Consider the following 25,405-nt stretch of genomic DNA (forward strand, 5'->3'; position numbering starts at 1 on the left):
CTGCACCGCGACCGACCGCACGCCCCTGCTGCTCCGAGTTGCTCCCCGACCACATCACGCTGGACGAGTGGGGCTACCCCCTGGTGGACAGCACCCCGGTCCCCGCCCGCACGGTCGGACGAGCCCGCAGAGCAGCGGCGGACTGTCCCGTGCTGGCCCTGAAACTGACGGCGGGGGAAGTTCCCTAAGGGACCGCTAAAGCCACCCGGCGAATTCCAGCAACAGCTCCGCATCCTTGGGCCGCCCCACCCGAAGCGCCCGAACCCCTGACTCCACGGCCCGGAACAACGTCCACCCCCGCAACCGCTCCTGATCCACCTCCAACGACTCCGCAAGCCGCTTCACCCGCCGCCGCGTGGTCGCCGCCCCCGAAGGCGAGGCAATCAGATCCTCCACCCGATCCCGCACCAGCCGAGCCAGATCGAACGCGCACTCACCCACCACCGGGTCCGGCCCCACCGCCAGCCACGGCATCCGCTCCCCGGCCAGCACCTTGCTCTGCCGAAACGTCCCGTGCAGCAACCGCCGCTCAGGCGGCGCGGCCAACAGCTCCTCGCGGGCCGCGAGCGCGGCATCGACCAGCGCCGCCACCTCGGCTTGCGCCGACGCGGTCATCCGCATCGCCTCGGCCTGCCGCCCGGTCCGCTCGGCCACCGTCTCGAAGGGGTGCTCGGCCGGGGGCTCCACCCACAGCCGCCGCAACGTCCCCGCCGCCTCCAGCAGCGCCTTCGCCTCCGGCAACGACCGCACCGACAGATCCGGACGCAGCCGCTCCAACAGCAGCACACCCTCGGTCGTGAAGGGCTCCAGCAGCTGCACGGCGCCCAGACCGCCCCAGTGCGCCAGCGCCGCCCGCTCGCTCTCCGGGCGGGCCCGGGGCGGGGCGAGCTTCAGTACGGCGGGGGTCCCATCAGGGCGCCGCACCAGGACCACCAGGCTGCTGCGGCCGCCCGGCATCTGCACCCGCTCAACGGTCAACTCGCGTAGCGCGACGGCCTGGTGGGCCGCCTCCGGCAGCTTCTCCAACCAGTCGTCACCGTCCGGTGCCGTCTCACCGAGCGCCCTGACCAGACGCTGCGGCGGTTCGAAAGCCATGCGCGAGTTGTTCCCTTCCCGTATCCCGTACTACGTGTACCCCGGCCTTGGTCACGCCGTGGGCGCCGCCGATGCCGACGCGGCGGCCGCCCGCTCGGCGAGCCCAGGGAAGGCTACGCTCTCGCCCCGCCAGCGCACCGCACGCACCGCAGCCTCCCGCAGCGCCTCGGCGGCCGTGCCCCGCAACTCACCCTCTGTTGCCCGCACCAGGTCGGAGTACACCGCGGCCACCCGGTCCTCGAGTTCGGCGGCGAGCCGGACAGCCGTGGCCGAGTCCTGCACCGGGAACGGCAGCGCGTACGCGGCGCTCGCGGCGGCCGGCTCGGCGCCCAGGTCGCGCACCTCGCGCGCCAGCGCGTCCCGCCGCGCCCGGTGCGCGTCGTACGCCGCGCGTGCCTCGGAGCGCCGTCCCTCGCGGATCCGGCCGCCGACGACGCCGTACCCGTACACCGCCGCGTGCTCGGCGGCGAGCGCCGCCTGCAGCGCCGTCAGCTGCTGCTTCTTCTTCGTCTTGCTCACTTGGCCCCCTCCGTCAGCAGATACGCGTGCGCGGCCCCGGCCGCGGCCACCGAGGCCAGCAGCCGCGCCAACTCGCCCGGCACGTCCAGCAGCGCCTTGGCCCGCCGGTCCGCGAGCGCCCGCTCGGTGGCGGCGAGGTCGGCGAGGGCGTCCTTCTCGTCCAGGGGCACGGCGGCCGACGGCGACGCGGAAGGTGACGGCGAACCGGACGACGACGGCGACGCGGAAGGTGACGGCGACGCGGAAGGTGACGCACTGTCCGAGGCCTTCAGGCCGCCTCCGAACGCCTCCACATGCCGTACGGCCTCCGCCCGCAACGGCCCCACCAGCTCGGCCAGCGCCGGATGGGCGGCCAGCACCGCGTCGTACCGCTCGACCAGCCCCGCGCTGTCCTGGGCCGCACGCGCGCGTGCCCGCTCGGCGACCGACGGACTGCCGCTCGTGCCGCCGTCCGAGTCCTCGGACCCGGAGGAGCAGCCGACCAGCAGGGCGGCCCCGGCGGCAGAGGCGAGCAACGTTCTTCTGCGCGGCCCCGAGGGGGAGCGCGGCGGCGAGGGGTACGGCACGGCAGTCGTCCTCGGGGAACTCGTACGAAGCAGCCACGAAGGCGGCTACGAAGGCAGCTACGAAATCGGCGGGCCGCAGGCCCGTGATCACCGTACCCGCGCAACCGGACGGCACCACTCATCGGCACCGCCCGCGCCCAGGTGGACGGCAACAGCCCTCGCGACCGGATACCCTTTGACCAGACACGCGACCCATCCCACAACAGCACACGCGGCCGAGGAGTCACCCGGATGAGCACCACCCAGAGCGAGAGGCTGCGAGAACTGCTCGAACCGCTCGTCACCTCCCAGGGCCTGGATCTCGAAGAGATCGCGGTGGACTCGGTCGGACGCAAGCGAGTGCTGCGCGTCGTCGTCGACTCCGACGCCGGGGCGGACCTGGACCAGATCGCCGATGTGAGCCGTGCGCTCTCGGCGAAGCTCGACGAGACGGACGCGATGGGCGAGGGCGAGTACACCCTCGAGGTCGGCACCCCGGGCGCGGAGCGCCTCCTCACGGAACACCGGCACTACGTACGTGCCGTCGACCGGCTGGTGAAGTTCCAACTGGCCGAGGGCGGCGAGCTGGTGGCCAGGATTCTGAAGGTCGACGACGAAGGCCTCGACCTCGAAGTGCCCGGAGTGAAGGGCCGCAAGGCCACCTCCCGCAGAGTCGGCTTCCCGGAGATCGACAAGGCGCGCGTGCAGGTCGAGTTCAACCGCAAGGACAGCAAGAACGAGAAGGAAGAGGAGGCGTAGCCGTGGACATCGACATGAGTGCCCTGCGGGGCTTGGTACGGGAGAAGGAGATCTCCTTCCCCCTGCTGGTCGAGGCGATCGAGTCGGCCCTCCTCATCGCCTACCACCGCACCGAGGGAAGCCGCCGCCACGCGCGCGTGGAGCTGAACCGGGAGACCGGCCATGTGACCGTGTGGGCGAAGGAGGATCCCGAGGACCTCGAGGAGGGCCAGGAGGCCCGCGAGTTCGACGACACCCCGTCCGGCTTCGGCCGTATCGCCGCCACCACCGCCAAGCAGGTCATCCTGCAGCGGCTGCGCGACGCCGAGGACGACGCGACGCTCGGCGAGTACGCGGGGCGTGAGGGCGACATCGTCACCGGCGTGGTCCAGCAGGGCCGCGACCCGAAGAACGTGCTCGTGGACATCGGCAAGCTGGAGGCCATCCTCCCGGTGCAGGAGCAGGTCCCGGGCGAGACCTACCCGCACGGGATGCGGATCCGGTCGTACGTCGTGCGAGTGGCGAAGGGCGTCCGTGGCCCGTCCGTCACCCTGTCGCGCACGCACCCCAATCTGGTGAAGAAGCTCTTCGCGCTGGAGGTGCCGGAGATCGCCGACGGCTCCGTCGAGATCGCCGCCATCGCCCGTGAGGCAGGTCACCGCACCAAGATCGCCGTCCGGTCCACCCGCAGCGGCCTGAACGCCAAGGGCGCCTGTATCGGCCCCATGGGCGGTCGTGTGCGCAATGTCATGGGCGAGCTGAACGGCGAGAAGATCGACATCGTCGACTGGTCGGACGACCCGGCCGAGATGGTGGCGAACGCCTTGTCGCCGGCCCGGGTCTCCAAGGTGGAGGTCGTGGACATGGCGGCCCGCTCGGCGCGCGTGACCGTGCCCGACTACCAGCTGTCGCTGGCGATCGGGAAGGAAGGGCAGAACGCCCGACTCGCGGCCCGGCTCACCGGCTGGCGGATCGACATCCGCCCGGACACCGAGCAGGCCGGGGAATAGATCCCGGCCGCAGGTCGCTCAGATTACGTCACGTTACTGCGCGGCAACTGTTCGAGTCCTGCCCCAAAGGGGTGAGGCCGCTACGGGGAGGTAGACTTAAGAGTGTCTGGCCGGACACGCGTCCGCGCATGCCCTGAACGCACCTGTGTGGGGTGCCGGGAGCGAGCGGCCAAGGCTGATCTGCTGCGCATCGTGGCGATCAAGGACGAATGCGTCCCTGATCCTCGCGGTACGCTGCCCGGCCGGGGTGCGTACGTACACCCCGCACTGGTCTGTCTCGACCAGGCGGTACGCCGCCGGGCGTTCACGCGGGCTTTGCGCGCCCCGGGAGCGCTCGACATTAAGGCGTTGCGCCAGTACGTCGAGCAGACAACAGTTGCTGAGCAGGCAACACCGTAAGAAGCGTCGTGCGGAACCCCGCGCGGCCCTGGTACCCCGCGAGTTGGAAGTAGGTCGAGATTGCGATGAGCACTCGATGAGCACGCGATGAGTACGCCCATGAAGTAGCGACGGTCCGGACGCAACCCGGACCTAAAAGGAGCGAAGTGGCTAAGGTCCGGGTATACGAACTCGCCAAGGAGTTCGGGGTTGAGAGCAAGGTCGTCATGGCCAAGCTCCAGGAACTCGGTGAATTCGTCCGTTCGGCGTCTTCGACTATCGAAGCGCCCGTCGTCCGTAAGTTGACGGACGCCCTCCAGCAGGGCAACGGAGGCGGCAAGCCCGCCCCCGCCCGCAAGGCTGCCCCGGCGAAGCCGGCGGCCCCCTCTCCGGCGCAGGCTGCCCGTCCGGCCGCCCCGCGCCCGCCAGCCCCCAAGCCGGCCGCCGCCGAGAAGCCCGCGGCTCCCGCCGCGCCGGCCGCTCCCGGCCCCCGTCCCACTCCGGGCCCGAAGCCCGCGCCGCGGCCCGCCCCGGCGTCCCCGGCTCCGACCACGCCCGAGTTCACGGCACCCCCGTCGGCTCCCGCCGCCCCGGCCGCCTCTCAGGGCCAGGGCTCCGGCCCGCGTCCGGGCGCCCCGCGTCCGGCCGGCCAGGCGCCGCGTCCCGGCGCTCCGCGTCCGGGTGGTCAGGGCGGCCAGGGCCGTGGTGACCGCGGCGACCGTCCCGGCGCTCCGCGTCCGGGTGGCGGCGCCCCGCGTCCCGGTGCCCGTCCGGCCGGTCCCCGTCCGGGCAACAACCCGTTCACCTCTGGTGGCTCCACCGGCATGGCGCGCCCGCAGGCGCCCCGTCCGGGCGGCGCCCCGCGTCCCGGCGGCCCGGGTGGCGCCGGTGCTCCCGGCGGCGCTCCGCGTCCGCAGGGTCAGGGTGGTCCCCGTCCCCAGGGCGCCGGCGGCGGTCCCCGTCCGCAGGCTCCGGGCGGTGCGCGTCCCACCCCGGGCGGTATGCCTCGTCCGCAGGGCGGTCCCCGTCCCGGCGGCGGTCCCGGCGGCCCGCGTCCGAACCCCGGCATGATGCCGCAGCGTCCGGCTGCCGGCCCGCGTCCCGGCGGCGGTGGCCCCGGTGGCCGTGGTCCCGGTGGCGGCGGTCGCCCCGGTGGCGGTGGCGGCGGTCGTCCGGGCGGCGGCGGCTTCGCCGGTCGTCCCGGTGGCGGCGGTGGCGGCGGCTTCGCCGGTCGTCCCGGCGGTCCCGGTGGCGGTGGCGGCGGCGGCTTCGCCGGTCGTCCGGGTGGTCCCGGCGGTGGCGGCGGTGGCCGTCCCGGCTTCGGCGGTCGTCCCGGCGGTCCCGGTGGCCGTGGTGGCACGCAGGGTGCCTTCGGTCGTCCCGGTGGTCCCGCGCGTCGTGGCCGCAAGTCGAAGCGGCAGAGGCGCCAGGAGTACGAGGCCATGCAGGCCCCGTCGGTCGGCGGCGTGATGCTGCCTCGCGGCAACGGCGAGTCCATTCGCCTGTCGCGCGGTGCGTCGCTCACCGACTTCGCGGAGAAGATCAACGCCAACCCGGCGTCGCTCGTCGCGGTCATGATGAACCTCGGCGAGATGGTCACGGCCACGCAGTCCGTCTCCGACGAGACGCTGCAGCTCCTCGCCGGCGAGATGAACTACACGGTTCAGATCGTCAGCCCCGAGGAGGAGGACCGCGAGCTGCTCGAGTCCTTCGACATCGAGTTCGGCGAGGACGAGGGCGACGAGGAAGACCTGGTGGTCCGTCCGCCGGTCGTCACCGTCATGGGTCACGTCGACCACGGTAAGACCCGACTGCTCGACGCCATCCGCAAGACGAACGTCATCGCGGGCGAGGCCGGCGGCATCACCCAGCACATCGGTGCCTACCAGGTATCGACCGAGGTCAACGAAGAAGAGCGCAAGATCACCTTCATCGACACCCCGGGTCACGAGGCGTTCACCGCCATGCGTGCCCGTGGTGCGAAGTCGACCGACATCGCGATCCTGGTCGTCGCGGCCAACGACGGCGTCATGCCGCAGACGGTCGAGGCGCTCAACCACGCCAAGGCGGCCGACGTCCCGATCGTCGTCGCGGTCAACAAGATCGACGTCGAGGGTGCCGACCCGACCAAGGTGCGCGGTCAGCTGACCGAGTACGGCCTGGTGGCCGAGGAGTACGGCGGCGACACGATGTTCGTCGACATCTCCGCCAAGCAGGGTCTGCACATCGACTCCCTGCTGGAGGCCGTGGTCCTCACGGCCGACGCCTCGCTCGACCTGCGGGCCAACCCGGTCCAGGACGCGCAGGGCATCTCGATCGAGTCCCGTCTCGACCGCGGCCGCGGTGCCGTGGCGACGGTCCTCGTCCAGCGAGGCACGCTGCGGGTCGGCGACACGATGGTCGTGGGCGACGCCTACGGTCGCGTGCGCGCCATGCTCGACGACAACGGCAACAACGTCGCCGAGGCCGGCCCGTCGACGCCGGTGCAGGTCCTGGGCCTCACCAACGTCCCGGGTGCGGGCGACAACTTCCTCGTGGTCGAGGAGGACCGTACGGCCCGCCAGATCGCGGAGAAGCGTGCCGCTCGCGAGCGCAACGCGGCCTTCGCGAAGCGCACGCGCCGCGTGTCGCTGGAGGACCTGGACAAGGTGCTGAAGGCCGGCGAGGTCCAGCAGCTGAACCTGATCATCAAGGGCGACGCTTCTGGTTCCGTCGAGGCACTCGAGTCCTCCCTGCTCCAGCTGGACGTCGGCGAAGAGGTCGACATCCGCGTCCTGCACCGCGGCGTCGGTGCGGTCACGGAGTCCGACATCGACCTGGCGATGGGCTCGGACGCCATCGTGATCGGCTTCAACGTCCGTGCGGCCGGTCGTGCCGCGCAGATGGCCGAGCGCGAGGGCGTGGACGTCCGCTACTACTCGGTCATCTACCAGGCGATCGAGGAGATCGAGGCGGCCCTCAAGGGCATGCTCAAGCCGGAGTACGAAGAGGTCGAGCTCGGTACGGCGGAGATCCGCGAGGTCTTCAAGTCGTCCAAGCTGGGCAACATCGCGGGTGTTCTCATCCGCTCCGGCGAGGTCAAGCGCAACACCAAGGCGCGCCTCGTCCGCGATGGCAAGGTCATCGCGGAGAACCTCAACATCGAGGGTCTGCGTCGCTTCAAGGACGACGTCACCGAGATCCGCGAAGGCTACGAGGGTGGTATCAACCTCGGAAACTTCAACGACATCAAGGTCGACGACGTCATCGCGACGTACGAGATGCGCGAGAAGCCGCGGGCGTAACAGCCGACGGTTTGTGCTGGCCGACGGGACTTCGGTTCCGTCGGCCAGCGCGCCGTTTGCGGAGAGTGCCCGACCGGTGTGCGCACTGCCGGGCTCCACGGTCTGCGGAGCGTAATATCCGTCGATCGGCCCGGCCCCTTCGTTGTACGGTTCTGATGTCCCTGGCCACACGGCCGGCAGGACCATCGATCCCGTACCGGCGGGTGAACCGGTTACATACATGTACGTGGGGACGCTGTCCTTCGACCTGCTCCTCGGCGACGTACGGTCGCTGAAGGAGAAGCGCTCCGTCGTCCGCCCGATCGTCGCCGAGCTCCAGCGCAAGTACGCGGTGAGCGCGGCCGAGGTGGACAACCTGGACCTCTACCGGCGGGCCGAGATCGGCATCGCCGCGGTGTCCGGTGACGCGGCGCACCTCACCGACGTACTGGACCGGTGCGAACGGCTGGTCGCCGGGCGTCCCGAAGTGGAACTGCTGTCGGTACGGCGGCGCTTCCACGGTGACCACGACGACTGACGACCCACAGCCAAGAACGTAGAAGAAGAAAGAACGGGAGACGGACCAGTGGCCGACAACGCGCGGGCTAAAAGGCTGGCGGACCTCATCCGAGAGGTGGTGGCCCAGAAGCTGCAGCGCGGGATCAAGGACCCGCGGCTCGGCTCGCATGTCACCATCACGGACACCCGCGTCACGGGTGACCTGCGGGAGGCGACCGTCTTCTACACGGTGTACGGGGACGACGAGGAGCGGGCGGCCGCGGCCGCCGGACTGGAGAGCGCCAAGGGCGTGCTCCGCTCGGCCGTCGGGGCGGCCGCGGGCGTGAAGTTCACGCCGACCCTCGCCTTCGTCGCCGACGCCCTGCCGGACACCGCACGCACCATCGATGACCTCCTCGACAAGGCGCGCCAGTCCGACGAGAAGGTGCGCGAGGCGTCCGCGGGCGCGAAGTACGCCGGTGAGGCCGACCCGTACCGCAAGCCGGGTTCCGACGGCGAGTCGGACAGCACTGCCGAGACGGACGGCGACACCGCGGAATGACGCAGAAGCACACCACGCCCGACGGCCTTGTCATCGTCGACAAGCCGTCGGGCTTCACTTCGCACGACGTGGTCGCCAAGATGCGCGGCATCGCGCGCACCCGCCGCGTCGGGCACGCCGGCACCCTCGACCCCATGGCGACGGGCGTCCTCGTCCTCGGCGTCGAGAAGGCGACCAAGCTCCTCGGTCATCTGGCCCTGACCGAGAAGGAGTACCTCGGCACCATCCGCCTGGGCCAGACCACGGTCACCGACGACGCCGAGGGCGAGATCACGGGGTCGGTCGACGCCTCGAAGGTCACCCGTGACGGCATCGACGCCGGGATCGCCAAGCTGACCGGCGACATCATGCAGGTGCCGTCCAAGGTCAGCGCCATCAAGATCAACGGCGTGCGTTCCTACAAGCGGGCGCGGGACGGCGAGGACTTCGAGATCCCGGCGCGGCCGGTCACCGTCTCGTCCTTCTCGGTGTACGACATCCGGGACGCCGTCGCCGACGACGGCACCGCCGTCCTCGACCTGGTCGTGTCGGTGGTCTGCTCCTCCGGTACGTACATCCGTGCCCTGGCCCGTGACCTCGGCGCCGACCTGGGCGTCGGCGGCCATCTCACGGCGCTGCGCCGCACCCGCGTCGGCCCCTACAAGCTGGACGCCGCCAAGACCCTGGACCAGCTCCAGCAGGAGCTGACCGTGATGCCCATCGCCGAGGCCGCCGCGGCCGCGTTCCCGCGCTGGGACGTGGATGCCAGGCGCGCCCGGCTGCTCACGAACGGGGTCCGCCTCGACATGCCCGACGAGTACGCGGGCTCCGGCCCCGTCGCCGTCTTCGACCCCGAGGGCCGTTTCCTGGCGCTCGTGGAGCAGCACAAGGGCAAGGCGAAGAGCCTCGCCATCTTCGGCTGAGGGGCCGGCTGAGGGGTCGGGTCGGCTGATGGGCCGGCTGAGGCGCTTGGCCTCCGGCCCCCTTCGGGTCTTCGCCCGTGGAGCGGCGGTCACGGGGTAGTCCTCTGCCCGCCGCTCCACGGTCCCCCTCGGTTCCCCCACCCCTAGGGTGTATCCAGCGACCCCCGCCTGTTCACCCGTCCGTGCAGGCGCTCGGAGTGAACCGAGGGAGCGGAAGGGGGCGCGTTCGCCGCGCTGGCTGTCCCGCTGATCACATCGCACCTACCGTCGAAAAAACAGGGCGCGGGCGTATGGGCGTGTGGGCGTACGGCGGGGAGGTTCGACGATGGCGGGACGGGGCCCGCGGGCGGGCGGCGACCGCCGGATGCCGGGGATGCCGGACGGGACGCGGGTGACGGGGGAGGCGTGGGCCCGAGACCCGTGGGACGCCGGGTGGGGTGCTCAGGGCCTGCGGGACTCATCGGGCCAGTGGGACCCCTCCCAGTTCCACGACGACGACCAGGGTTGCCACGCGGGCCGGCCTCGAACCGGCGAGTGGCCGGACGGGGAAGCTTCCGTGAGGCAGGGCGCGACCCGTGAACGGCGCGGTGGTGAACGCCCGGACGGCGACGGGATCGGTGCCCGCCACCGCGACGCAGCCCTGGTCCGCATCCACGACCCGGCCGGCCGACCCCGCGGCCTCGGCTTCGTGGCCGACCACCACGGCACGGTCGTCACCAGCCACGAGGTCGTCGACGGCATGCCCCGTCTGGTCCTGCACACCGCCGAGGGCGACCGCCGTTGCGTGGTGCCCGCGAGCGCGGTGACCCCGTTGCCCGCCCTCGACCTGGCGCTCGTACGCACCGAAGGGCTGGGCGTGGACCCGCTGCCGGTGACCGTGCGGGACCGGATCGAGACCGGCGCGTACGTCCGGATCGCGGCCGGTGGCTGGCGGGAGGCGCGGGTGCTGGGCGCGACGTCCGTGACGTACACGGCGACGGACCGCTGCCATCTCCTCGACGACGCCCTGGAGTTGGCGATCGGCACGGCCGGACGGGACGCGCTGCGGCTGGGCGGAGGGGCGGCCGGGGGACCCGTGCTCGACGCCGGTACCGGTGCGGTGGTGGGCGTCCTCGGCACGGCACTGCGGTGCGGCCGACGCGACGCCGTCTTCGCCGTACCGCTGGGCCCACGGCCCGACGGCCCGCTGGCCGAGCTGCTAGCGGAGAACGCGGCGACGGTGCCGGCGTACGGCGTCGACCTCAACCTGGCGGGCGTACTGGAGCTGACGGCCACGTCGGTCGGGCAGGACGGTCCGCCGGGGGCGCCGGCGGGTCATGGGGGACGGGCGGACGCCGGGGGAGTGGGAGGCGCGGCCCCGGTCGAACGGGCCTCGACGGCACGGGAGTTCAGCGCCTTCGCCGAGAGCCGGGCGTCCGTACTGGGCTTGGTCGGGCGCCCGGGCAGCGGCCGTACGACGGAACTCGCGGCCCTGGCCGCCCGCCGCGACCGCGGTCCCGAAGCGGCGCCCACGCTGTGGCTGCGCGGCGCCGACCTGAAGGGCGACGACACCTCGGTGGCCGACGCCGCACGGCGGGCGCTGACCCGGGCGGCCCGCATCGTGGCGGTGTCGGCCGGCTCCGACCCCGCCGCCCTGGGCGACACGACCCCGGAACGCCTGGCCCGTCTCGCCCGCACCACCGGCCGCCCCCTCCTGCTCCTCCTGGACGGCCCGGAGGAAATGCCCCCCGTCCTGGCCCACCGCCTCACGGAGTGGACCGAGGGCACGGAGGAGTGGCTGCGGGTGGCGGGGGCGCGGCTGGTGGTGGCGTGCAGGGCGGAGTACTGGGAGGGGGCGGGCGCCGAGTTCCCGGAGGAAGTGCTGTACGGCTCCGCCGACCGGGCGGCGCATGGGACGTCCGGGCGGTTCCCGCCCTGCGTACGGCTCGGCGACCTCACCCCCGACGAGGCCCACCAGGCCCGCGCCCGCTACGGCATCCCGGACGACGCCCTGGCCGCCCCGGACGCCCGCCACCCCCTCACCCTCCGCCTCCTCTCCGAGGTCCGCGCCGCCCTCCCCGACACCCCCCACCCCCCACTCGACCGCGACGACGTCCTCTCCGCCCACCTCGACCTCATGTGCCTGCGTATCGCCGTCCGTCTCGCCGCCGAGAACGGCCTGCGCGGCACCGCCGTACGCCGTCTCGCCGCCAAGGTCTCCGGCCAGGTCCACGAGGCCGCCCGCCGCAGCCTCGGCCCCGGCCAGGGGGAGCTGGACCGCACGTCCTTCGAGGCCGTGTTCCCCTGGGGCCCCGCCCCCGCGAGGCTCGGCGGCGGTACCGGCTGGGCGTCCGCCGTCCTCACCGAGGGCCTCCTCGTCCCCGCCGGCGACGGCTACCGCTTCGCCCACGAGGAACTCGCCGACTGGATCCAGGGCATGCACCTCGACCTCGACGAGGCCCTGCACGCCCTGGTCCACCGCCGCCGCGCCGAGCCCGACGCCGCCCATCCGCTGCCCGTCCCGCACCACCGCATCGGCCCTGTCGTCCAGGCCCTCCTGCTCCTGACACGTCACCAGGGCGTCCACCAACTCGCCCTGCGGCTGGAGGAGTTGACGCAGGCGTTGGACGCCGACCGGCACTCCTGGTGGGCCGCCCGGCTCCTCGCCGAGACCCTGCTGCGCGTCCCCGACGCGATGCCGTACCAGGACGTACTGCGCCTGGTCACCGACCGGATCGTGGCCTGGAGCCGGCAGCACCGCAGCGCGCCCCCCGAGCTGGGCCCCGCCTTCTGGACCGCGCTGCCGCTCCCGGACGCCGAGCGCCTCGACCTGCTCCGCCGCCTCGTCCTCGCCGACGGACCGCAGACCGACGCCGCAGCGCCCCACCGCCCCCGCTACCTCGACGCCGTGGCCCACCTCCTCGCCGCCGCCCCCACCGCCGTACAGTCCCATCTCACCCGCTGGTTCGACGACGACCGCCCGCTCCCCGCCACCCCCCACGCGACCGTCGCCTGCGCCGCCCAGGCCCTGCTGTACGCGCACCGCGACCGTGCGCTGGACGACCTCACGGAGAATCTGGTCGACAGCGCGCACCGCCGGGCCGACGAGCTGCTCGCCGTGCTGGCCGAAGAGGAACCGTCCGCGATGTGCCGCGCCGTCGACCGCTGGGCGCACGACGACAGGCCCGCCCGACGCGTCGCGGCGGTGGTGTACGGGCCGCGTGCCGCGCCCCATGCCCGCACTGAGGCCGACCGCGAGCTCCTGCGCCACGCGGCCCTCGCCCTGCTCGACCGCCCCGCCGACTGCACACTGCACGGCGGCGCGCTGGCCATGCTCGTGCGCGACCCCAGCACCCGTTCCCGTCATCTCCCGCAGGCGCTACGGCACTTCGCGGAAGGCGACCCGCAGCTCCCGCCCAGCGCCCTGGTCACCGCCCTGACCACGCACCCCGAGCCGGTCCTCGACGCCTTCCGCGCGCGCCTGCACCGAGCGGACGGCGCAGAGGCGCTGCGCACTCTCGCCGACGTCACCACGCCCGACCTCGCCCGCCGGGTCGCCACCCTCGTAGGGGAGGCGGTGGAGCGGCACCCCGAGACCGCCGAGGACGTGGCCGCGTACGTCGACCGGCGCCTCGACCACGACCCCGCCTGCCGCGCCGTACTGTTCCCGCTGGTGACCGGCCTGCTGGACGCCGGTCCGGAAGAGGTGCGGGCCGCCCTCGCCGCCGTACTCGCCGCTTCCGGCGCCCCCGCCTCCCGCGCCCTGCGCCGCGAGCTGCTGGACTTCCTGCTGGACCACGAGCGCAGCCCCGCCGTGCTGGACGCCTTCCTGCACGCCACCGTCCGGCACAGCGGCGACCGGGGCGACGGGCGCCTCCGCGACCTCGTCCACCACACGGGCGTGCTCCTCGTCCGCACCCCGGACGGCGCGGCCCGCTTCGACCGCGGACTGGTCGATCTCGGCCGCTACGTCCCCGGCTTCGCCGTGCGCATCGCCGGCTGGCTGAACGACACCCCGCAGGAGTGGGCGACGGTGGTGGGACCGAGCACCCGCCGGATGATCGAGAACCTGGCCGGCGTGCGAGTTCCCGCATGACCAGCACGTCCGTACGTGCACCCGGTCACAGCCCCCATGCCGATGCGGGCACCGGGCGCCCGGCATGGCACCCTTAGACCTGCGTAAGAGCGTCTGAGGCACAGACGGACACGGGTTCGACGAGTTCGACGAGTTTGCGACAAGGAGCAGTCACAGTGCAGCGCTGGCGTGGCTTGGAGGACATCCCCGAGGACTGGGGGCGCAGCGTCGTCACCATCGGCTCCTACGACGGAGTCCACCGCGGACACCAGCTGATCATCCGGCATGCCGTGGACCGCGCCCGTGAGCTGGGCGTTCCCGCCGTCGTCGTCACCTTCGACCCGCACCCCAGCGAGGTCGTCCGCCCCGGCAGCCACCCGCCCCTGCTGGCCCCGCACCACCGCCGCGCCGACCTCATGGCCGAGCTGGGTGTGGACGCCGTGCTGATCCTCCCCTTCACGACCGAGTTCTCGAAGCTGTCGCCGGCCGAGTTCGTGGTCAAGGTCCTGGTCGACAAGCTGCACGCCAAGGCGGTCGTCGAGGGCCCCAACTTCCGCTTCGGCCACCGCGCGGCCGGCAACGTGGACTTCCTCGCCGAACAGGGCAAGACCTACGACTTCGAGGTCGAGATCGTCGACCTGTATGTGACCGGTGAGGCGGGCGGCGGGCAGCCGTTCTCCTCGACCCTGACCCGGCGCCTGGTCGCCGAGGGCGACGTCACCGGCGCCGCCGAGATCCTGGGCCGCCCGCACCGCGTGGAGGGCGTGGTCGTGCGAGGCGCCCAGCGCGGCCGCGAACTCGGCTTCCCCACGGCCAACGTCGAGACACTGCCGCACACCGCCATCCCCGCCGACGGTGTCTACGCCGGCTGGCTGCACGCCCAGGGCGAGGTGATGCCGGCCGCGATCTCCGTCGGCACCAACCCGCAGTTCGACGGCACCGAGCGCACGGTGGAGGCGTACGCGATCGACCGCGTGGGCCTGGACCTGTACGGCCTGCACGTCGCCGTCGACTTCCTCGCCTTCGTCCGCGGCCAGGCGAAGTTCGACTCGCTGGAGGCCCTGCTGGAGCAGATGGCCGAGGACGTGAAGCGCTGCCGGGAGCTGATCGCGGCGGCCGAGTAGCCGGTCCTACGACGCCGAAGGGCGGCCGGTGCCTCAGGCACCGGCCGCCCTTCGTGGTTTTCCCGGACTACTGCTGCGTCCAGCCGGGCGGTACGACGCCCTGCTGAGGCTGGCCCTGCTGCGGATCCTGCGGCGGCGCCTGCTGCTGCCAGCCCTGCCCCGGCCCGGGCTGCTGCGGGGCCTGACCCCAGCCCTGACCCGGCTGCGGGGCGCCTCCGGGCTGGGCGTAGGGCTGCTGGGGCGGCTGCTGCTGCGGGTACTCCTGCTGCGGGTACTCCTGCTGGGGCGGGTACCCCTGCTGGGGCGGGTACTCCTGCTGGGGCTGCTGCTGGTACTGCATGTTCGGGTTGCCGAAGCCCTGCTGGGTGCGCGCGATGTCCTCGGCGATGACAGAGGCGAGGTCGAAGTAGGCCTCGCGGGTCTTCGGACGCATCATGTCGAGGTCCACCTCGGCGCCCGCCGCGAGGTGCTCGTCGAAGGGGATCACGACGACACCGCGGCAACGGGTCTCGAAGTGCGCGACGATGTCCTCCACCTTGATCATCTTGCCCGTCTCGCGGACACCGGAGATCACGGTGATCGACCGCTGGACGAGATCGGCGAACCCGTTCGCCGACAGCCAGTCGAGCGTCGTCGAGGCGCTGCTCGCACCGTCCACCGACGGGGTGGAAATGATGATCAGCTGGTGGGCGAGGTCCAGCACGCCGCGCATCGCGCTGTAGAGCAGACCGGTACCCGAGTCCGTGAGGATGATCGGGTACTGCTTGCCGAGCACGTCGAGCGCGCTGCGGTAGTCCTCGTCGTTGAAGGTGGTGGAGACCGCCGGGTCCACGTCGTTGGCGATGATCTCAAGGCCCGAAGGTGCCTGCGAGGTGAAGCGGCGGATGTCCATGTAGCTGTGCAGCTGCGGGATCGCCTGCACCAGGTCGCGGATGGTGGCGCCCGTCTCACGCCGGACCCGTCGGCCGAGGGTGCCGGCGTCCGGGTTGGCGTCGATCGCCAGGATCTTGTCCTGCCGCTCGCTGGCGAGCGTGGCGCCGAGCGCCATCGTCGTCGTGGTCTTGCCGACGCCGCCCTTGAGGCTGATGACCGCGATCCGGTAGCAGGACATCACCGGCGTACGGATCAGACCCAGCTTCCGCTCCCGCTCCGCAGCCTCCTTCTTGGCGCCGAGCTTGAAACGGGACGGGGCCTGGTTGTTCTTGCGGGCCTTGGGCTGGTTGCGCAGCAGCCGGTCGGAGGAGAGCTCCACGGCGGCGTTGTAGCCGAGCGGAGTTCCGGGCGCGGCTTGCTGCTGCTGGGGAGCACCGGGTCCGGCCTGGGGGCCGGGCGGGGCGCTCCAGCCCTGGTTGCCCTGGCCCTGGTTGCCGTAGGCGGCAGGCGGTACCGCGGGGTTCTGCTGGGGTGCCGGCTGCTGCGGCGCCTGCTGCTGGGGCTGGGCCGGGGGCTGCTGCGGCTGCGCCTGCTGCTGGGGCTGCGCGGGCTGCGGGTAGCCGTAACCGCCCTGCTGGGGCGGGTAGCCGTAGCCGGGCTGTGCGGGGTGCTGGGGCTGCGGCTGCTGGGGGTAGCCGTAACCGTCCGCCTGCGGCTGTCCGGGCTGGGGGTGCCCCGGCTGGGGGTGTCCGGGATGCGGCTGTGCGGCCTGCGGGGGCTGCTGCGGGTAGCCGTACCCGGCGGCCTGGGGCTGCCCGGGGTGCGGCTGTCCGGGATGTGGTTGTCCCGGCTGAGGCGCCTGCCGCGGGTCGACCGGGGCGGGCTGTCCGGCCTGCGCCGCCGGGTGCTCGGGCTGCTGCTGCGCCGGGTAACCGGCCTGCTGGGCCGGGCCGAACGTGCCCTGCGGCGGGGTCTGGTGCGGCGGCTGCGCGGGCTGCTGCTGGGCGGGCGGCTGGGGGTAGCCGTATCCGTCTGCCTGTGCGGCGGCAGCGGCAGCAGCCTGGGCAGCGGCGGCCTGTGCGGCGGCCACCGCCGCCTGCTGGTCCGGCTGTCCTGCCTGCTGCGGCACTCCCTGGGCGGGGTGCGCGGGCGCGAAGCCCTGCGGCAGCGGGGGAAGCGGCTGCCCCGCCTGAGGCGGCACGGGGGTCTGGCCGGTGGGCTGCCCCTGCGGCTGCGCGGGGACCTGTCCCGTCGCCTGCGGCTGCTGCCCCTGGGCCGTGGCCGGGTCCGCGGGAGCGGCGGGCGTCGGCGCGGCCGGTGCCTGCGCCTCTGCCTCCGGCTCTGCTTCCGCCGTCACCGGCGCGGCCTCGGAATCGGCATGCGCGGGGGAGTCCGCGTCGGCCTGGACGTACGCCGACTCGTCGCCCTCCGCACCGGGGACGGAACCGGTGGAGTCACCCGACTCCGCCTCGTCGCTCCGCTCCTCCTCCGGCTCCACGTCGTCGTCGGCACCGCCGAACAGCAGCGCCGCCTCGGCGTCGGCAGCGGCGTGGTTGAGCTCGGGCTCCGGCTCCGCCACCGGCTGTGCGGGGGCGGGCTCTTCGGGTGCGGGCGCTGCCGGGACGCCGGCCGCCGGGGTGGCGGTCGGGGGCGGGGCGGCCTGGGCGTCCGCGTCGACCGGACGCAGCACGGGGAAGCCGGGTGCGCCGGGCGGCTGGGCGGGTGCGTGCTGCTGGGGCGCGGCGGGCGGCTGGGCAGGCGTGTGCTGCTGAGGGGCGGCGGGCGGCTGGGCAGGCGTGTGCTGCTGAGGGGCGGCGGCGAAACCGCCCGAGGTGTCCTGCTGGGGCACGCCGAAGCCACCCGACGTGTCCTGCCCCGGCTGAGGCGCGCTGGCACCCGTCTGCTGGGGATAGCCGTACCCGCCGGGCGCCTGCTGGGGATAGCCGTACCCGCCGGGCGCCGCCGCGCCGTCGGCCGCGGGGGCACCGGGCGCGGACTGCTGCTGCGGAAAGCCGTAGCCACCCGTGGCGGGGCCCTGTTGGTGGGCGTTGGGCGTGCCCTGAGCCGGAGTGGGCTGCGCGGGCTGTGCCGGCTGCGCGGGCTGGGCGTGCTGCTGGGGCGCGCCCTGGGCCGGTGGCTGCGCCGGTCCGGGAGCGGGCGGTGCGGGAACACCGGGCGGCCCGGTGGGCGACCCGACGGGCGCTCCGGTCGGCGGTGGTGGCGTTGGCCGGCCGGCGTCCTGCTGTCCGCCGGTCGTGGAACCACTTTGCGTACTTTGGGCGTACCAGGCGGGAGGTGTGTAGACGATTTCGAACTCGCCGGTGAGATCCACCTCGTGATCGTCCCCGTCCGAGGAAGGGCTCCCGCCGTTGTACTCGGACCGATCCCTGTTCACTGCTTGCCTCCTGGTCAGCCACTGCTGCTGAGCTGGTCGTCGTCGCGGCCGGGCGGACCGAGTGGCTAGTCCCACGCGACTGCGATCGTCACCGCACCACCAGAAGCCTAATCACTCGCATGGCGGGACGGAAAAGCCCCCATGGGCGCGGACGCTATAGCCCCGGGTGTGTGGGCGGAAGAGCCGCATGGGCGCGGACGCAAAGCCCCGCGGGCGGGGCCTCGTTGGCGCCCCGCCCCGGAGACGACGACGTGTCAGTCCATACGACGGGCCACGCCGAGCAAGCCCGTCTCCGCATCGGTGGGTTCGGTCATGACGAACTTCTGATGCTTGCGAGTGCACCACAGGGCGACGCCGTCGTGAAGGGTCGGCAGGTGCTGAAGTTGCTCCTCCGGGATCCCCAAGGTGTCACGTACGGCCTCGGTCTCGTAGGGCGAGATGCGCTGAATCCCCACCAAATGAGCCTGAGCCAGCCAGCGGGGCGCATGCTCACTGACGAACGGCAGCACCGTCACCACGGCCTGCCACGGCACGGACGTCACCCGACCGCGCGGCGGGCGGATGCCACAGTCCCGGAAGAGCACCACCGGACTCGAGACGGACGGCCCCTGCGCGGGAACCCGTCCCACCGGATACACCGTCACGCACTGCTGGCCGCCGCCGGCCGCCTGGGCCAACTGCTGCCAGGCCTGCGGACGTCCGGTCTCCACACCCACGCGCGCACCCGTCGCGGCGGCGCGCAACGCCAGCACCTGGGCGAGCCACAGGCCACCCACGAGCACGACGTCGAAGGCGGTCGGGCGGGACAGACCGAGCACGGCCGGCTGCTGTTCCGGGTCGGTGCCGATGAGTACGCCGTCGTCACCGATCGGCATGCTGATCGCCGCGAGCTCGTCGGCGGTGACGACATGGCGGTTGCGGCGCGGCCCGCGCAGCCCGAACCCGGGGCTGACGATGCGGCGTTGCTGCTGCGGTGTCTCCGGCTGCCGGATGATGGGGATCATGCCGGTGTCGGTGGGGGAGGCCACGTGTGCCGGGGTGCGCCCAGGGGCCCGGCCCTGCTGCCCCGGGGGCATGGTCGAGGCGGGGTGGGACATCAGTACGTACCTCCGAGCGGCAGAGTGGCGAGAGCTCCGGGGACCTGCTCCCGGTCGAGACGGACCAGGCCGACCTTCGCGGCACTCGCGGCCCGCTCCAACTCGCGCCCCACCTGGCCGAGTTCACTGTCACCGCGGGCGGTGACACGGACGTGCCCGGTGAGGGCGACACCCCGGTTGCCGGCCTTGCTCAGGGTCATGCTGAACGTCGTGGCAAGCACCGGCAACGAGGTGAACCGCGTGACCAGTTCGGGCAGCGCCACACCGCCGCTTCCCAACTGCGGCCAGCGGGAGACCCAGTACGTCGTGTGGTACCGGTCGTCGACCCGCCAGGTCCGCACCGACTCGACCGTACGGCGCTGGGGCGTACGCCCGTCCTGAGCGTGCTGGGCGTTGGCGCGCGGGTTCAGGCAGCTGGAGGTCGCGAGCGCCTGCACCAGCTCGGTCTCGTCCAGGATGGTCGCCTTGAAGCCGGCCCCGGCCAGTCGGCTCGCCAGCTGGTCCGCCACCCGCAGCAGGGCGCGCTGCGCGCCGGGAACGCCGTCCCCGCGGGCCTGAACCGCCTCCGGGCACATCTCCGGGTCGAGCTTGAGGGCGACCCAGGTGAGCCGGAGCGCGGGCGAACCGGCCTGCGCCTGCAGGGGGCCGTACGACCGCGCGGCCAGCGACTGCTGCGGCAGATGCGGCGCCGGCGCCGGCTGGGTGTGCTGCACGACCTGCGCGGAGGCCAGACGGATCCCGTCGACCTCGAGGGCGTCCTGGATCAGCCGCAGCGGCAGCTGCCGATCGGCGGCGCCGGGGCGCAGCGGCTGGTCTCCGGGCTGCACGAACAGGACGGCGGTCAGGAAGGACCCGTCGCCGATCATGCCGATCGAGCGGTCGTCACGGGAGACGAAGGAGTACGTCCGCAGGGCGGGATCGCACTCCACGACCGCTGCCAGCATCGCGTCCGTCCCGGGTGGCACGGGCTGCTTGGCGTCGCGTCGGCGCTGCCGCAGCGCGCGGGTCGTCTCGTACCACTCGGGCAGCGGACGGCGACCCCGGCGCAGGACCGCCAGGAGCAGCAGCAGTGCCGCCACGACACCGGCAGGCACCAGCAGCCAGGACTGGTCGGCGGCCCAGGCGGCCAGCATGACCGCCGCCGCGAGCTCCACCAGGATGAGCTGCTGCAGCCGCACCGGGCCCAGACCGCCGGGGCGGGGCAGCGTGCGCGGCGACGCGGCGGCGGGGGCGGCCGGAGCAGTCGACGAGCGTCTGCCGCCCGGCCCTCCCTGTTGCTGCTGTGCGCGGCGTCCGCGCCGAGTGCTCGTAGCGCTGGTCATCCCCCGGGACATCCCTTTCGCGAATCAGTGGCCGTTGGTCGGGTGGGATCCTCTGTCCGAGAGGTCCGAGATCCCGTCGACGGGCCAGGGGCACCGATGGCCCACAACATCCATGCGGGTGGCTCACGGTACCCGCTGCGGAACACGAGGCGACACAGGGGACACCCAAAACCCAGGTGGTCAGCCTGTCATGGACCGGCCCCGCATGGTGGAGCGCTGTCGTGAAGCTCTGTGAAGATGCGGGGGCGGCCGCACACCTGATGGATCGTCGCCGCGTGGCGCAGGGCATAGTAGGTGCCTGCGCGGCCGAATCGGTCTGCCGAGAGCGGTCGAAGCATCGCGATCGCGGTCGAAGCAAGGCGATCGCGATCGAAACAATACGACCGTGATCGAAGCATCACGACCGCGATCGAGCAGTACAGACGCGGCCAACGCGGCAAGCGCGGCGGACGTGGCAGACGCGGCGCATGCGACGCACGCGGCCGGAACATAGCAAAACGATCGAGCATCACAAACGGGAGAAACGGGGACCATGGCAAAGCGTCGGGATGAGCTCGCCGCCTACACGTTCGCTCGCAAGCGCACCGTCGCGGCGTTCCTGGCGCCGTCACCGGGCGGCTCGGAGGAAGGCGCTCCGCGTCCCATTCGTACGGTGATGCCGAGCCTCGGGGTGGGCCTGGTGCTGGTGATCGGCTTCATCGCGTGGGGCGTGATCAAGCCCACGGCACCCAAGGGCTGGGACACGCCGGGTGAGTACATCATCGTCGACAGCGACTCCACGACGCGGTACGTCGTCCTCAACGACAAGACGTCGAACGGCAAGAAGACCAAGACGCTGCACCCCGTCCTGAACTACGCCTCCGCAAAGCTCCTCCTCGACAAGGGCAAGGGCAGCGTCATCGAGGTCCCCGGCAAGGAGATCGACAAGAGCGCCATCCCGCACGGCGCGACCCTCGGCATCCCGTACGCGCCCGACCGGCTGCCCTCCAAGGAGGACGCGGAGAAGGCGAAGACGTGGGCGGTGTGCGAGCGTCCGGTCGAGGGGGCGGCCCGCGCCATCGACCGTGCCGTCTTCGTCCTCAACGCCACCGACGCCAAGGAACTCAACAACGCGGGGAAGGTGGGCCCCCGCGAGGTCCTGTACGTCCGTGACACGCGTACCAAGCTGGACTATCTGGTCGACAGCAAGGGCAACAAGTTCCTGCTGGGCGGCCCGTCGCTCGAGACCACCACCATGGAGAAGCTGCGCGCTGCCGCCATCGGCACCACGGCCGCGGGGTCCGAACCGCAGCTGGTGAGCTCGGAATGGCTGAGCACCCTCAACGACGCCGGGGTGATCACCTTCCCGACGGTTCCGGCCGCCGGCGGACCGACCCAGGTACAGGGGCTCCCCGCCGATACGAAGGTGGGCCGGGTGATCAAGGCGCAGGATGCGCAGATCGCGCAGTACTACGTCGTCCTCCAGGACAAGGTCGCCGCCATCACGCCCTTCGTCGCCGGCCTGATCAGGGCAGCGTGGGGCATGGATGAGAGCGCCGACATCAAGCTCTCGACGTCGCAGATCATCGACGCCAACGGCGGCGACGCGAGCCGGTTCTACACGGACAAGGGCTGGCCCGAGACCGTTCCGCGGCAGGCCAACTCCCCGGCCACGGCGACCGCCGAGGCCCGGACCACCTCGTGCAGCGTCTACAACGGCACCATCGGCGAGGGCAACAAGCCGCAGCTCGCGGCCTGGGCCGGGACGACGTACCCGAAGCGGATCGTCGCCGACTCACTGAGCGCCTACGTCTCGTCCGGCTCGGGCCTGCTCTTCACGGAGGTCACCGGTGCGGCAGAGGGCGGCGGTGCGCAGTACCTGCTGACGGACACGGGCCTGCGGTACTCGCTGCCGAAGAGCAACGACAGCGCGGCGAAGGGGAACAGCAACGGCTCGTCCTCGGGCTCGTCCAACGGTGACGCCAGCGAGACGGACAAGGCGCGCACGCGGCTGGGTTACGAGGACGTCTCCCAGCCCTCGTTCGTGCCGCAGACGTGGGCGACATTCATTCCGAAGGGGCCCACTCTGGACACCGGAAGCGCTGCTCAGGAACAGAGCCAGTAGCCGGCCAACAGGGGTGCGGACAGGCGCACTTGGAAGTAAGACGGCTCACGGGTCACAAGATGATCGCTCAAGTGTGTGAGCCGTGTAACTGATTGGCCGTGACTGTGGTCTGGTGACAGGCTGGCGATAGAGTGTTTGCAGCGCTCAACGGTGCGAAGCTTCTCCGGGCACCAGTGCAGGTTTCCCGGATCAACGACGACATGGGGGAAGGTTCATCATGGCCGGGCAGTTCCGGGTAACAGAGGACGAACTCACCAAGCTCTCCGGTGACATCAACACCGTCAACGGTCAGCTGCAGGGCGAGATCCGCCGCCTCAACGGAGTGATCGACCAGATCGCCGGCGGCTGGAAGGGCCAGGCGGCCCAGTCGTACCGCCAGCTGCAGGACCGCTGGAACGCGGACGCGAAGAGGATGAGCGACATCCTCAACGACATCAAGGAAGCCGTGGACTCCACGCGGAGCAACTACTCCGCGTCGGAAGAGCAGCAGAACTCCGAGATCAGCAAGATCATGTCCGACTTCGGCTGATCAAGCGGTTCGGTCTGAAGTACTCCACTTCCTCCCGAAGTACTTCACTTCCTCTCGATTTCCACAGACTTCCTTCGATTCTTCCTGAAAGGGAACGACGATGTCGATCCTCGTCAATTACGCAACCATCACCAACGCGTCCACGGACGTGAAGTCCACCGCCGGCCGCATCAAGCAGCAGCTCGACGACATCGAGGCCGCGGTCAAGCGCGTCGCCAGCACCTGGGAAGGTGAGGCGCAGGAGGGCTACCAGCGCAAGCAGCGCGAGTGGGACCAGACCGCCGCTGACCTGCACGCGACCCTGCTGAAGATCTCCACGGCGCTGCAGAGCGCGGCCGAGAACTACCAGGCCACGGAGAAGAGCAACGCCAACACCTGGGCCTGAGCCCGTCGGCGGCCCGAGGGGCATGAGGTGAAGAGAATCGGCCCAGCCGACGCCCCGGCGTCGACTGGGCCGACCTCTGCTTCGGGGTCGTACACAACTTCTGCGGGTTCGCGGACAGTTCCTGCGGGATGGCAAACAGCTTCTGTGGGGCTGCACGCAGAAAGTCCCGCAATTCTTCACACGTATCGCTACATCAGCTGCATCAGTTGCATCAGCTACTTCAGCTACTTCAGCTACATCCGTCACACACACATGACCCAGCTTCGAGAGAAGCAAGGAAGCCCTGGGGGCCTGAACATGGGGGGCCTGAGCGTGAAGGGCCGGACAGCCCGCTCGCGTAGCCGCAACAGTGGAACCCGCGCACTGCAGCGGGTTTTTGGCGTGCTTGCGGTGACGGGGATCTGCTGTGCGTCGGCGTCGGCGACGCCGGCATTCGCAGACCCGTCGGCGCCCACGCGCCACTCGGCCGCAGGCACCCTTGGTTCCAGCGGCACCGTGTCGGCCGGTACGGAATTCGGCTTGGCGGACAGCACGGAGTGCGTCTTCGGCGGCAAGGTCATCAAGTCCACGCCGTGGTCGCTCCAGCGGATCCTCCTGGACCAGCTGTGGGGACAGGCGACGGGCAAGGACGTCACGGTCGCCGTGATCGACACGGGCGTCGACGCCTCCAACCGCCAGCTGACCAACGCCATGGCCTCCGGCAGCAAGACCTTCGTCGACGGCGCCGCCACCAAGGACATCGAAGGCCACGGCACCCGGGTCGCAGGCATCATCGCGGCCCGCCCGCTCAAGGGCACGGGCTTCGTGGGCATCGCGCCGGACGCCAAGATCCTCTCCCTCCGTTACACGGGCGGGCAGGAGAAGCAGGGCGACGCGGGGACCATGGCTGCGGCGATCCGTTACGCGGTCGACCAGGACGCGAAGATCATCAACATCTCCTCGGACACCCAGAACAAGAAGGACGACGAGACACTCGCGGCCGCCGTGGAGTACGCGGTGGGCAAGGGCGCCCTGATCGTGGCAGCCGCCGGCAACGACGGAGCGGACGGCAAGTTCGCGAAGACCTACCCCGCCGCCTACGACGGCGTCCTGGCGGTGGCGGCCTCCGACCGCAACGACGAACGCGCCCCCTTCTCACAATCGGGCACCTTCGTTGACGTCGCGGCACCGGGCGTCAGCATGGTCTCCACGGTCCCCCTCGGCGGCCAGTGCACCGCGGACGGCACGAGCTTCGCGGCGCCGTATGTCGCGGGGATCGCGGCCCTGCTGAAGGACAAGTACCCGGACTGGGACGCAGCCCAGATCGCCACCCGCATCGAGGAAACCGCCCAGCGCCCGGGACGCAAGCCCAACCCCTTCATCGGGTGGGGCGTCGTCGACCCGGTCGCCGCGTTGTCGGAGGAGTCGACCCCGGGTGAGTCCCCGGAGCCGGATCCGCCGGTTGCGGCCGGGGCTGGTGGGGTCATCCCTATGGCTGTGACCATGGGGGAGAGCGAGGCGGAGCGGGAACGCCGGGTGGCTATTTACGTGTTGGGCACGGGGCTGGCTCTGGCGCTTGTGGTTGCGGGGAGTGGGGTGGCTGTGCGGGACTGGCGTAGTCGGCGGGATGGGCAGTCCGGGCGGGCTGGCCGGACCGGACGGGTTGCTGGGTAGTGGGTCGTGCTGGGCGATGACTTGGGCACCGAGTGGGTGCTGACAACTTGAGACACAGGGGAGAGGACAACGGGGTATGAGTAACGGAATGCGGGTTGATCTCAGCGCGCTGGACGAGGTGATCCGGAAGCTCTGGACGCTGCTGGACGACATGGACAAAGCGGGACAGACGTCGCGCTACAACACGGAGATCCCGATGGACGCGTTCGGGAACACCTGCTTGTTCATGGAGGCGGGTGACCTGCGGAGCGCGCACCATAACGCGAAGACTGACCTTGAGACCGCGATCAAAAACCTGCACGGTCTGATCGACAAGTTCGGCACGAGCACCTCCAAGGTCAAGGACAAGTACACCGAGC

General features: G+C 71.7%; 20 protein-coding genes and 1 pseudogene. 15 read left to right on the plus strand and 6 right to left on the minus strand.

Annotated features, from left to right (window positions below; all coding sequences use genetic code 11):
- Positions 1 to 83 precede the first annotated feature (83 nt).
- On the plus strand, positions 84 to 188 hold the full coding sequence (locus PBV52_RS35210) for a hypothetical protein (protein WP_274249788.1): 105 nt from the start codon (positions 84 to 86) through the stop codon (positions 186 to 188).
- Between the two features lie 7 nt (positions 189 to 195).
- Here the strand turns inward: PBV52_RS35210 and PBV52_RS35215 are convergent, their stop codons facing one another.
- Genes PBV52_RS35215 through PBV52_RS35225 form a run of 3 tightly spaced genes read right to left on the minus strand, consistent with a single transcriptional unit; the run spans position 196 to position 2,180 of the window.
- Positions 196 to 1,095, minus strand: a complete 900-nt coding sequence (locus PBV52_RS35215) for an aminoglycoside phosphotransferase family protein (RefSeq protein ID WP_274243923.1) — start codon at positions 1,093 to 1,095, stop codon at positions 196 to 198.
- A gap of 51 nt (positions 1,096 to 1,146) precedes the next feature.
- Complete coding sequence (locus PBV52_RS35220) at positions 1,147 to 1,614, minus strand: ferritin-like domain-containing protein (RefSeq protein ID WP_274243925.1); 468 nt, start codon at positions 1,612 to 1,614, stop codon at positions 1,147 to 1,149.
- The gene (locus PBV52_RS35225; protein ID WP_274243927.1) at positions 1,611 to 2,180 is read right to left on the minus strand and encodes a hypothetical protein; all 570 of its coding nucleotides are present in this window, start codon (positions 2,178 to 2,180) and stop codon (positions 1,611 to 1,613) included. The genes PBV52_RS35220 and PBV52_RS35225 overlap by 4 nt, the downstream gene beginning before the upstream one ends.
- Before the next feature lie 231 nt (positions 2,181 to 2,411).
- Between PBV52_RS35225 and rimP the strand changes: the two genes are divergently transcribed.
- The 9 genes from rimP (at position 2,412) to PBV52_RS35270 (ending at position 14,688) form a co-directional block, all read left to right on the plus strand.
- A complete protein-coding gene (gene rimP, locus PBV52_RS35230; protein WP_274243929.1) occupies positions 2,412 to 2,918 on the plus strand; it encodes a ribosome maturation factor RimP in 507 nt (168 codons plus the stop codon).
- A 2-nt stretch (positions 2,919 to 2,920) separates the two neighbouring features.
- Positions 2,921 to 3,907 carry a transcription termination factor NusA gene (nusA, locus tag PBV52_RS35235; RefSeq protein WP_062702002.1) on the plus strand — a complete coding sequence of 329 codons (987 nt, stop codon included), beginning with the start codon at positions 2,921 to 2,923 and terminating at the stop codon, positions 3,905 to 3,907.
- A gap of 102 nt (positions 3,908 to 4,009) precedes the next feature.
- Positions 4,010 to 4,306, plus strand: coding sequence for a YlxR family protein (locus tag PBV52_RS35240; RefSeq protein ID WP_078916515.1), 297 nt, complete (start codon positions 4,010 to 4,012; stop codon positions 4,304 to 4,306).
- Positions 4,307 to 4,452: 146 nt separating this feature from the next.
- Positions 4,453 to 7,569 (plus strand): translation initiation factor IF-2, encoded by a 3,117-nt coding sequence (infB, locus tag PBV52_RS35245; protein ID WP_274243934.1) that lies wholly within the window; start codon positions 4,453 to 4,455, stop codon positions 7,567 to 7,569.
- 220 nt (positions 7,570 to 7,789) lie between these two features.
- On the plus strand, positions 7,790 to 8,086 hold the full coding sequence (locus tag PBV52_RS35250; RefSeq protein ID WP_128435253.1) for a DUF503 domain-containing protein: 297 nt from the start codon (positions 7,790 to 7,792) through the stop codon (positions 8,084 to 8,086).
- A 48-nt stretch (positions 8,087 to 8,134) separates the two neighbouring features.
- Positions 8,135 to 8,608, plus strand: coding sequence for a 30S ribosome-binding factor RbfA (gene rbfA / locus PBV52_RS35255; protein WP_274243938.1), 474 nt, complete (start codon positions 8,135 to 8,137; stop codon positions 8,606 to 8,608).
- Entirely contained in the window at positions 8,605 to 9,510 is a 906-nt protein-coding gene (gene truB / locus PBV52_RS35260; protein ID WP_274243940.1) for a tRNA pseudouridine(55) synthase TruB, read from the plus strand. The genes rbfA and truB overlap by 4 nt, the downstream gene beginning before the upstream one ends.
- A gap of 325 nt (positions 9,511 to 9,835) precedes the next feature.
- Positions 9,836 to 13,585: a trypsin-like peptidase domain-containing protein gene (locus PBV52_RS35265; RefSeq protein WP_274243942.1), complete on the plus strand. Its 3,750-nt coding sequence runs from the start codon at positions 9,836 to 9,838 to the stop codon at positions 13,583 to 13,585.
- Between the two features lie 155 nt (positions 13,586 to 13,740).
- Positions 13,741 to 14,688, plus strand: a complete 948-nt coding sequence (locus PBV52_RS35270; RefSeq protein WP_274243945.1) for a bifunctional riboflavin kinase/FAD synthetase — start codon at positions 13,741 to 13,743, stop codon at positions 14,686 to 14,688.
- Positions 14,689 to 14,755: 67 nt separating this feature from the next.
- Here PBV52_RS35270 and PBV52_RS35275 read toward each other — a convergent pair whose 3' ends face one another.
- The 3 genes from PBV52_RS35275 to eccE all read right to left on the minus strand — a co-directional run bounded on the left by PBV52_RS35275 (position 14,756) and on the right by eccE (position 20,375).
- Positions 14,756 to 17,956 (minus strand): SCO5717 family growth-regulating ATPase, encoded by a 3,201-nt coding sequence (locus PBV52_RS35275; protein ID WP_274243947.1) that lies wholly within the window; start codon positions 17,954 to 17,956, stop codon positions 14,756 to 14,758.
- Positions 17,957 to 18,210: 254 nt separating this feature from the next.
- Positions 18,211 to 19,053, minus strand: a complete 843-nt coding sequence (locus PBV52_RS35280) for a hypothetical protein (RefSeq protein WP_274243949.1) — start codon at positions 19,051 to 19,053, stop codon at positions 18,211 to 18,213.
- Complete coding sequence (eccE, locus tag PBV52_RS35285) at positions 19,053 to 20,375, minus strand: type VII secretion protein EccE (protein ID WP_274243951.1); 1,323 nt, start codon at positions 20,373 to 20,375, stop codon at positions 19,053 to 19,055. The genes PBV52_RS35280 and eccE overlap by 1 nt, the downstream gene beginning before the upstream one ends.
- Before the next feature lie 532 nt (positions 20,376 to 20,907).
- On the opposite strand from eccE, the gene eccB reads away from it, so the two are divergent.
- From eccB to PBV52_RS51875, 5 genes and pseudogenes are all read left to right on the plus strand, one after another.
- Positions 20,908 to 22,479, plus strand: a complete 1,572-nt coding sequence (gene eccB, locus PBV52_RS35290) for a type VII secretion protein EccB (protein ID WP_274243953.1) — start codon at positions 20,908 to 20,910, stop codon at positions 22,477 to 22,479.
- Positions 22,480 to 22,696: 217 nt separating this feature from the next.
- Complete coding sequence (locus PBV52_RS35295) at positions 22,697 to 23,008, plus strand: WXG100 family type VII secretion target (RefSeq protein WP_274243955.1); 312 nt, start codon at positions 22,697 to 22,699, stop codon at positions 23,006 to 23,008.
- Positions 23,009 to 23,108: 100 nt separating this feature from the next.
- Positions 23,109 to 23,393: a WXG100 family type VII secretion target gene (locus PBV52_RS35300; protein ID WP_274243957.1), complete on the plus strand. Its 285-nt coding sequence runs from the start codon at positions 23,109 to 23,111 to the stop codon at positions 23,391 to 23,393.
- A 519-nt stretch (positions 23,394 to 23,912) separates the two neighbouring features.
- A complete protein-coding gene (gene mycP, locus PBV52_RS35305; protein ID WP_274243959.1) occupies positions 23,913 to 25,046 on the plus strand; it encodes a type VII secretion-associated serine protease mycosin in 1,134 nt (377 codons plus the stop codon).
- Positions 25,047 to 25,258: 212 nt separating this feature from the next.
- Positions 25,259 to 25,354: pseudogene (locus PBV52_RS51875) on the plus strand (hypothetical protein); the annotation flags it as partial.
- Between the last annotated feature and the right edge of the window lie 51 nt (positions 25,355 to 25,405).

Source organism: Streptomyces sp. T12 (assembly GCF_028736035.1).
Classification (GTDB): domain Bacteria; phylum Actinomycetota; class Actinomycetes; order Streptomycetales; family Streptomycetaceae; genus Streptomyces.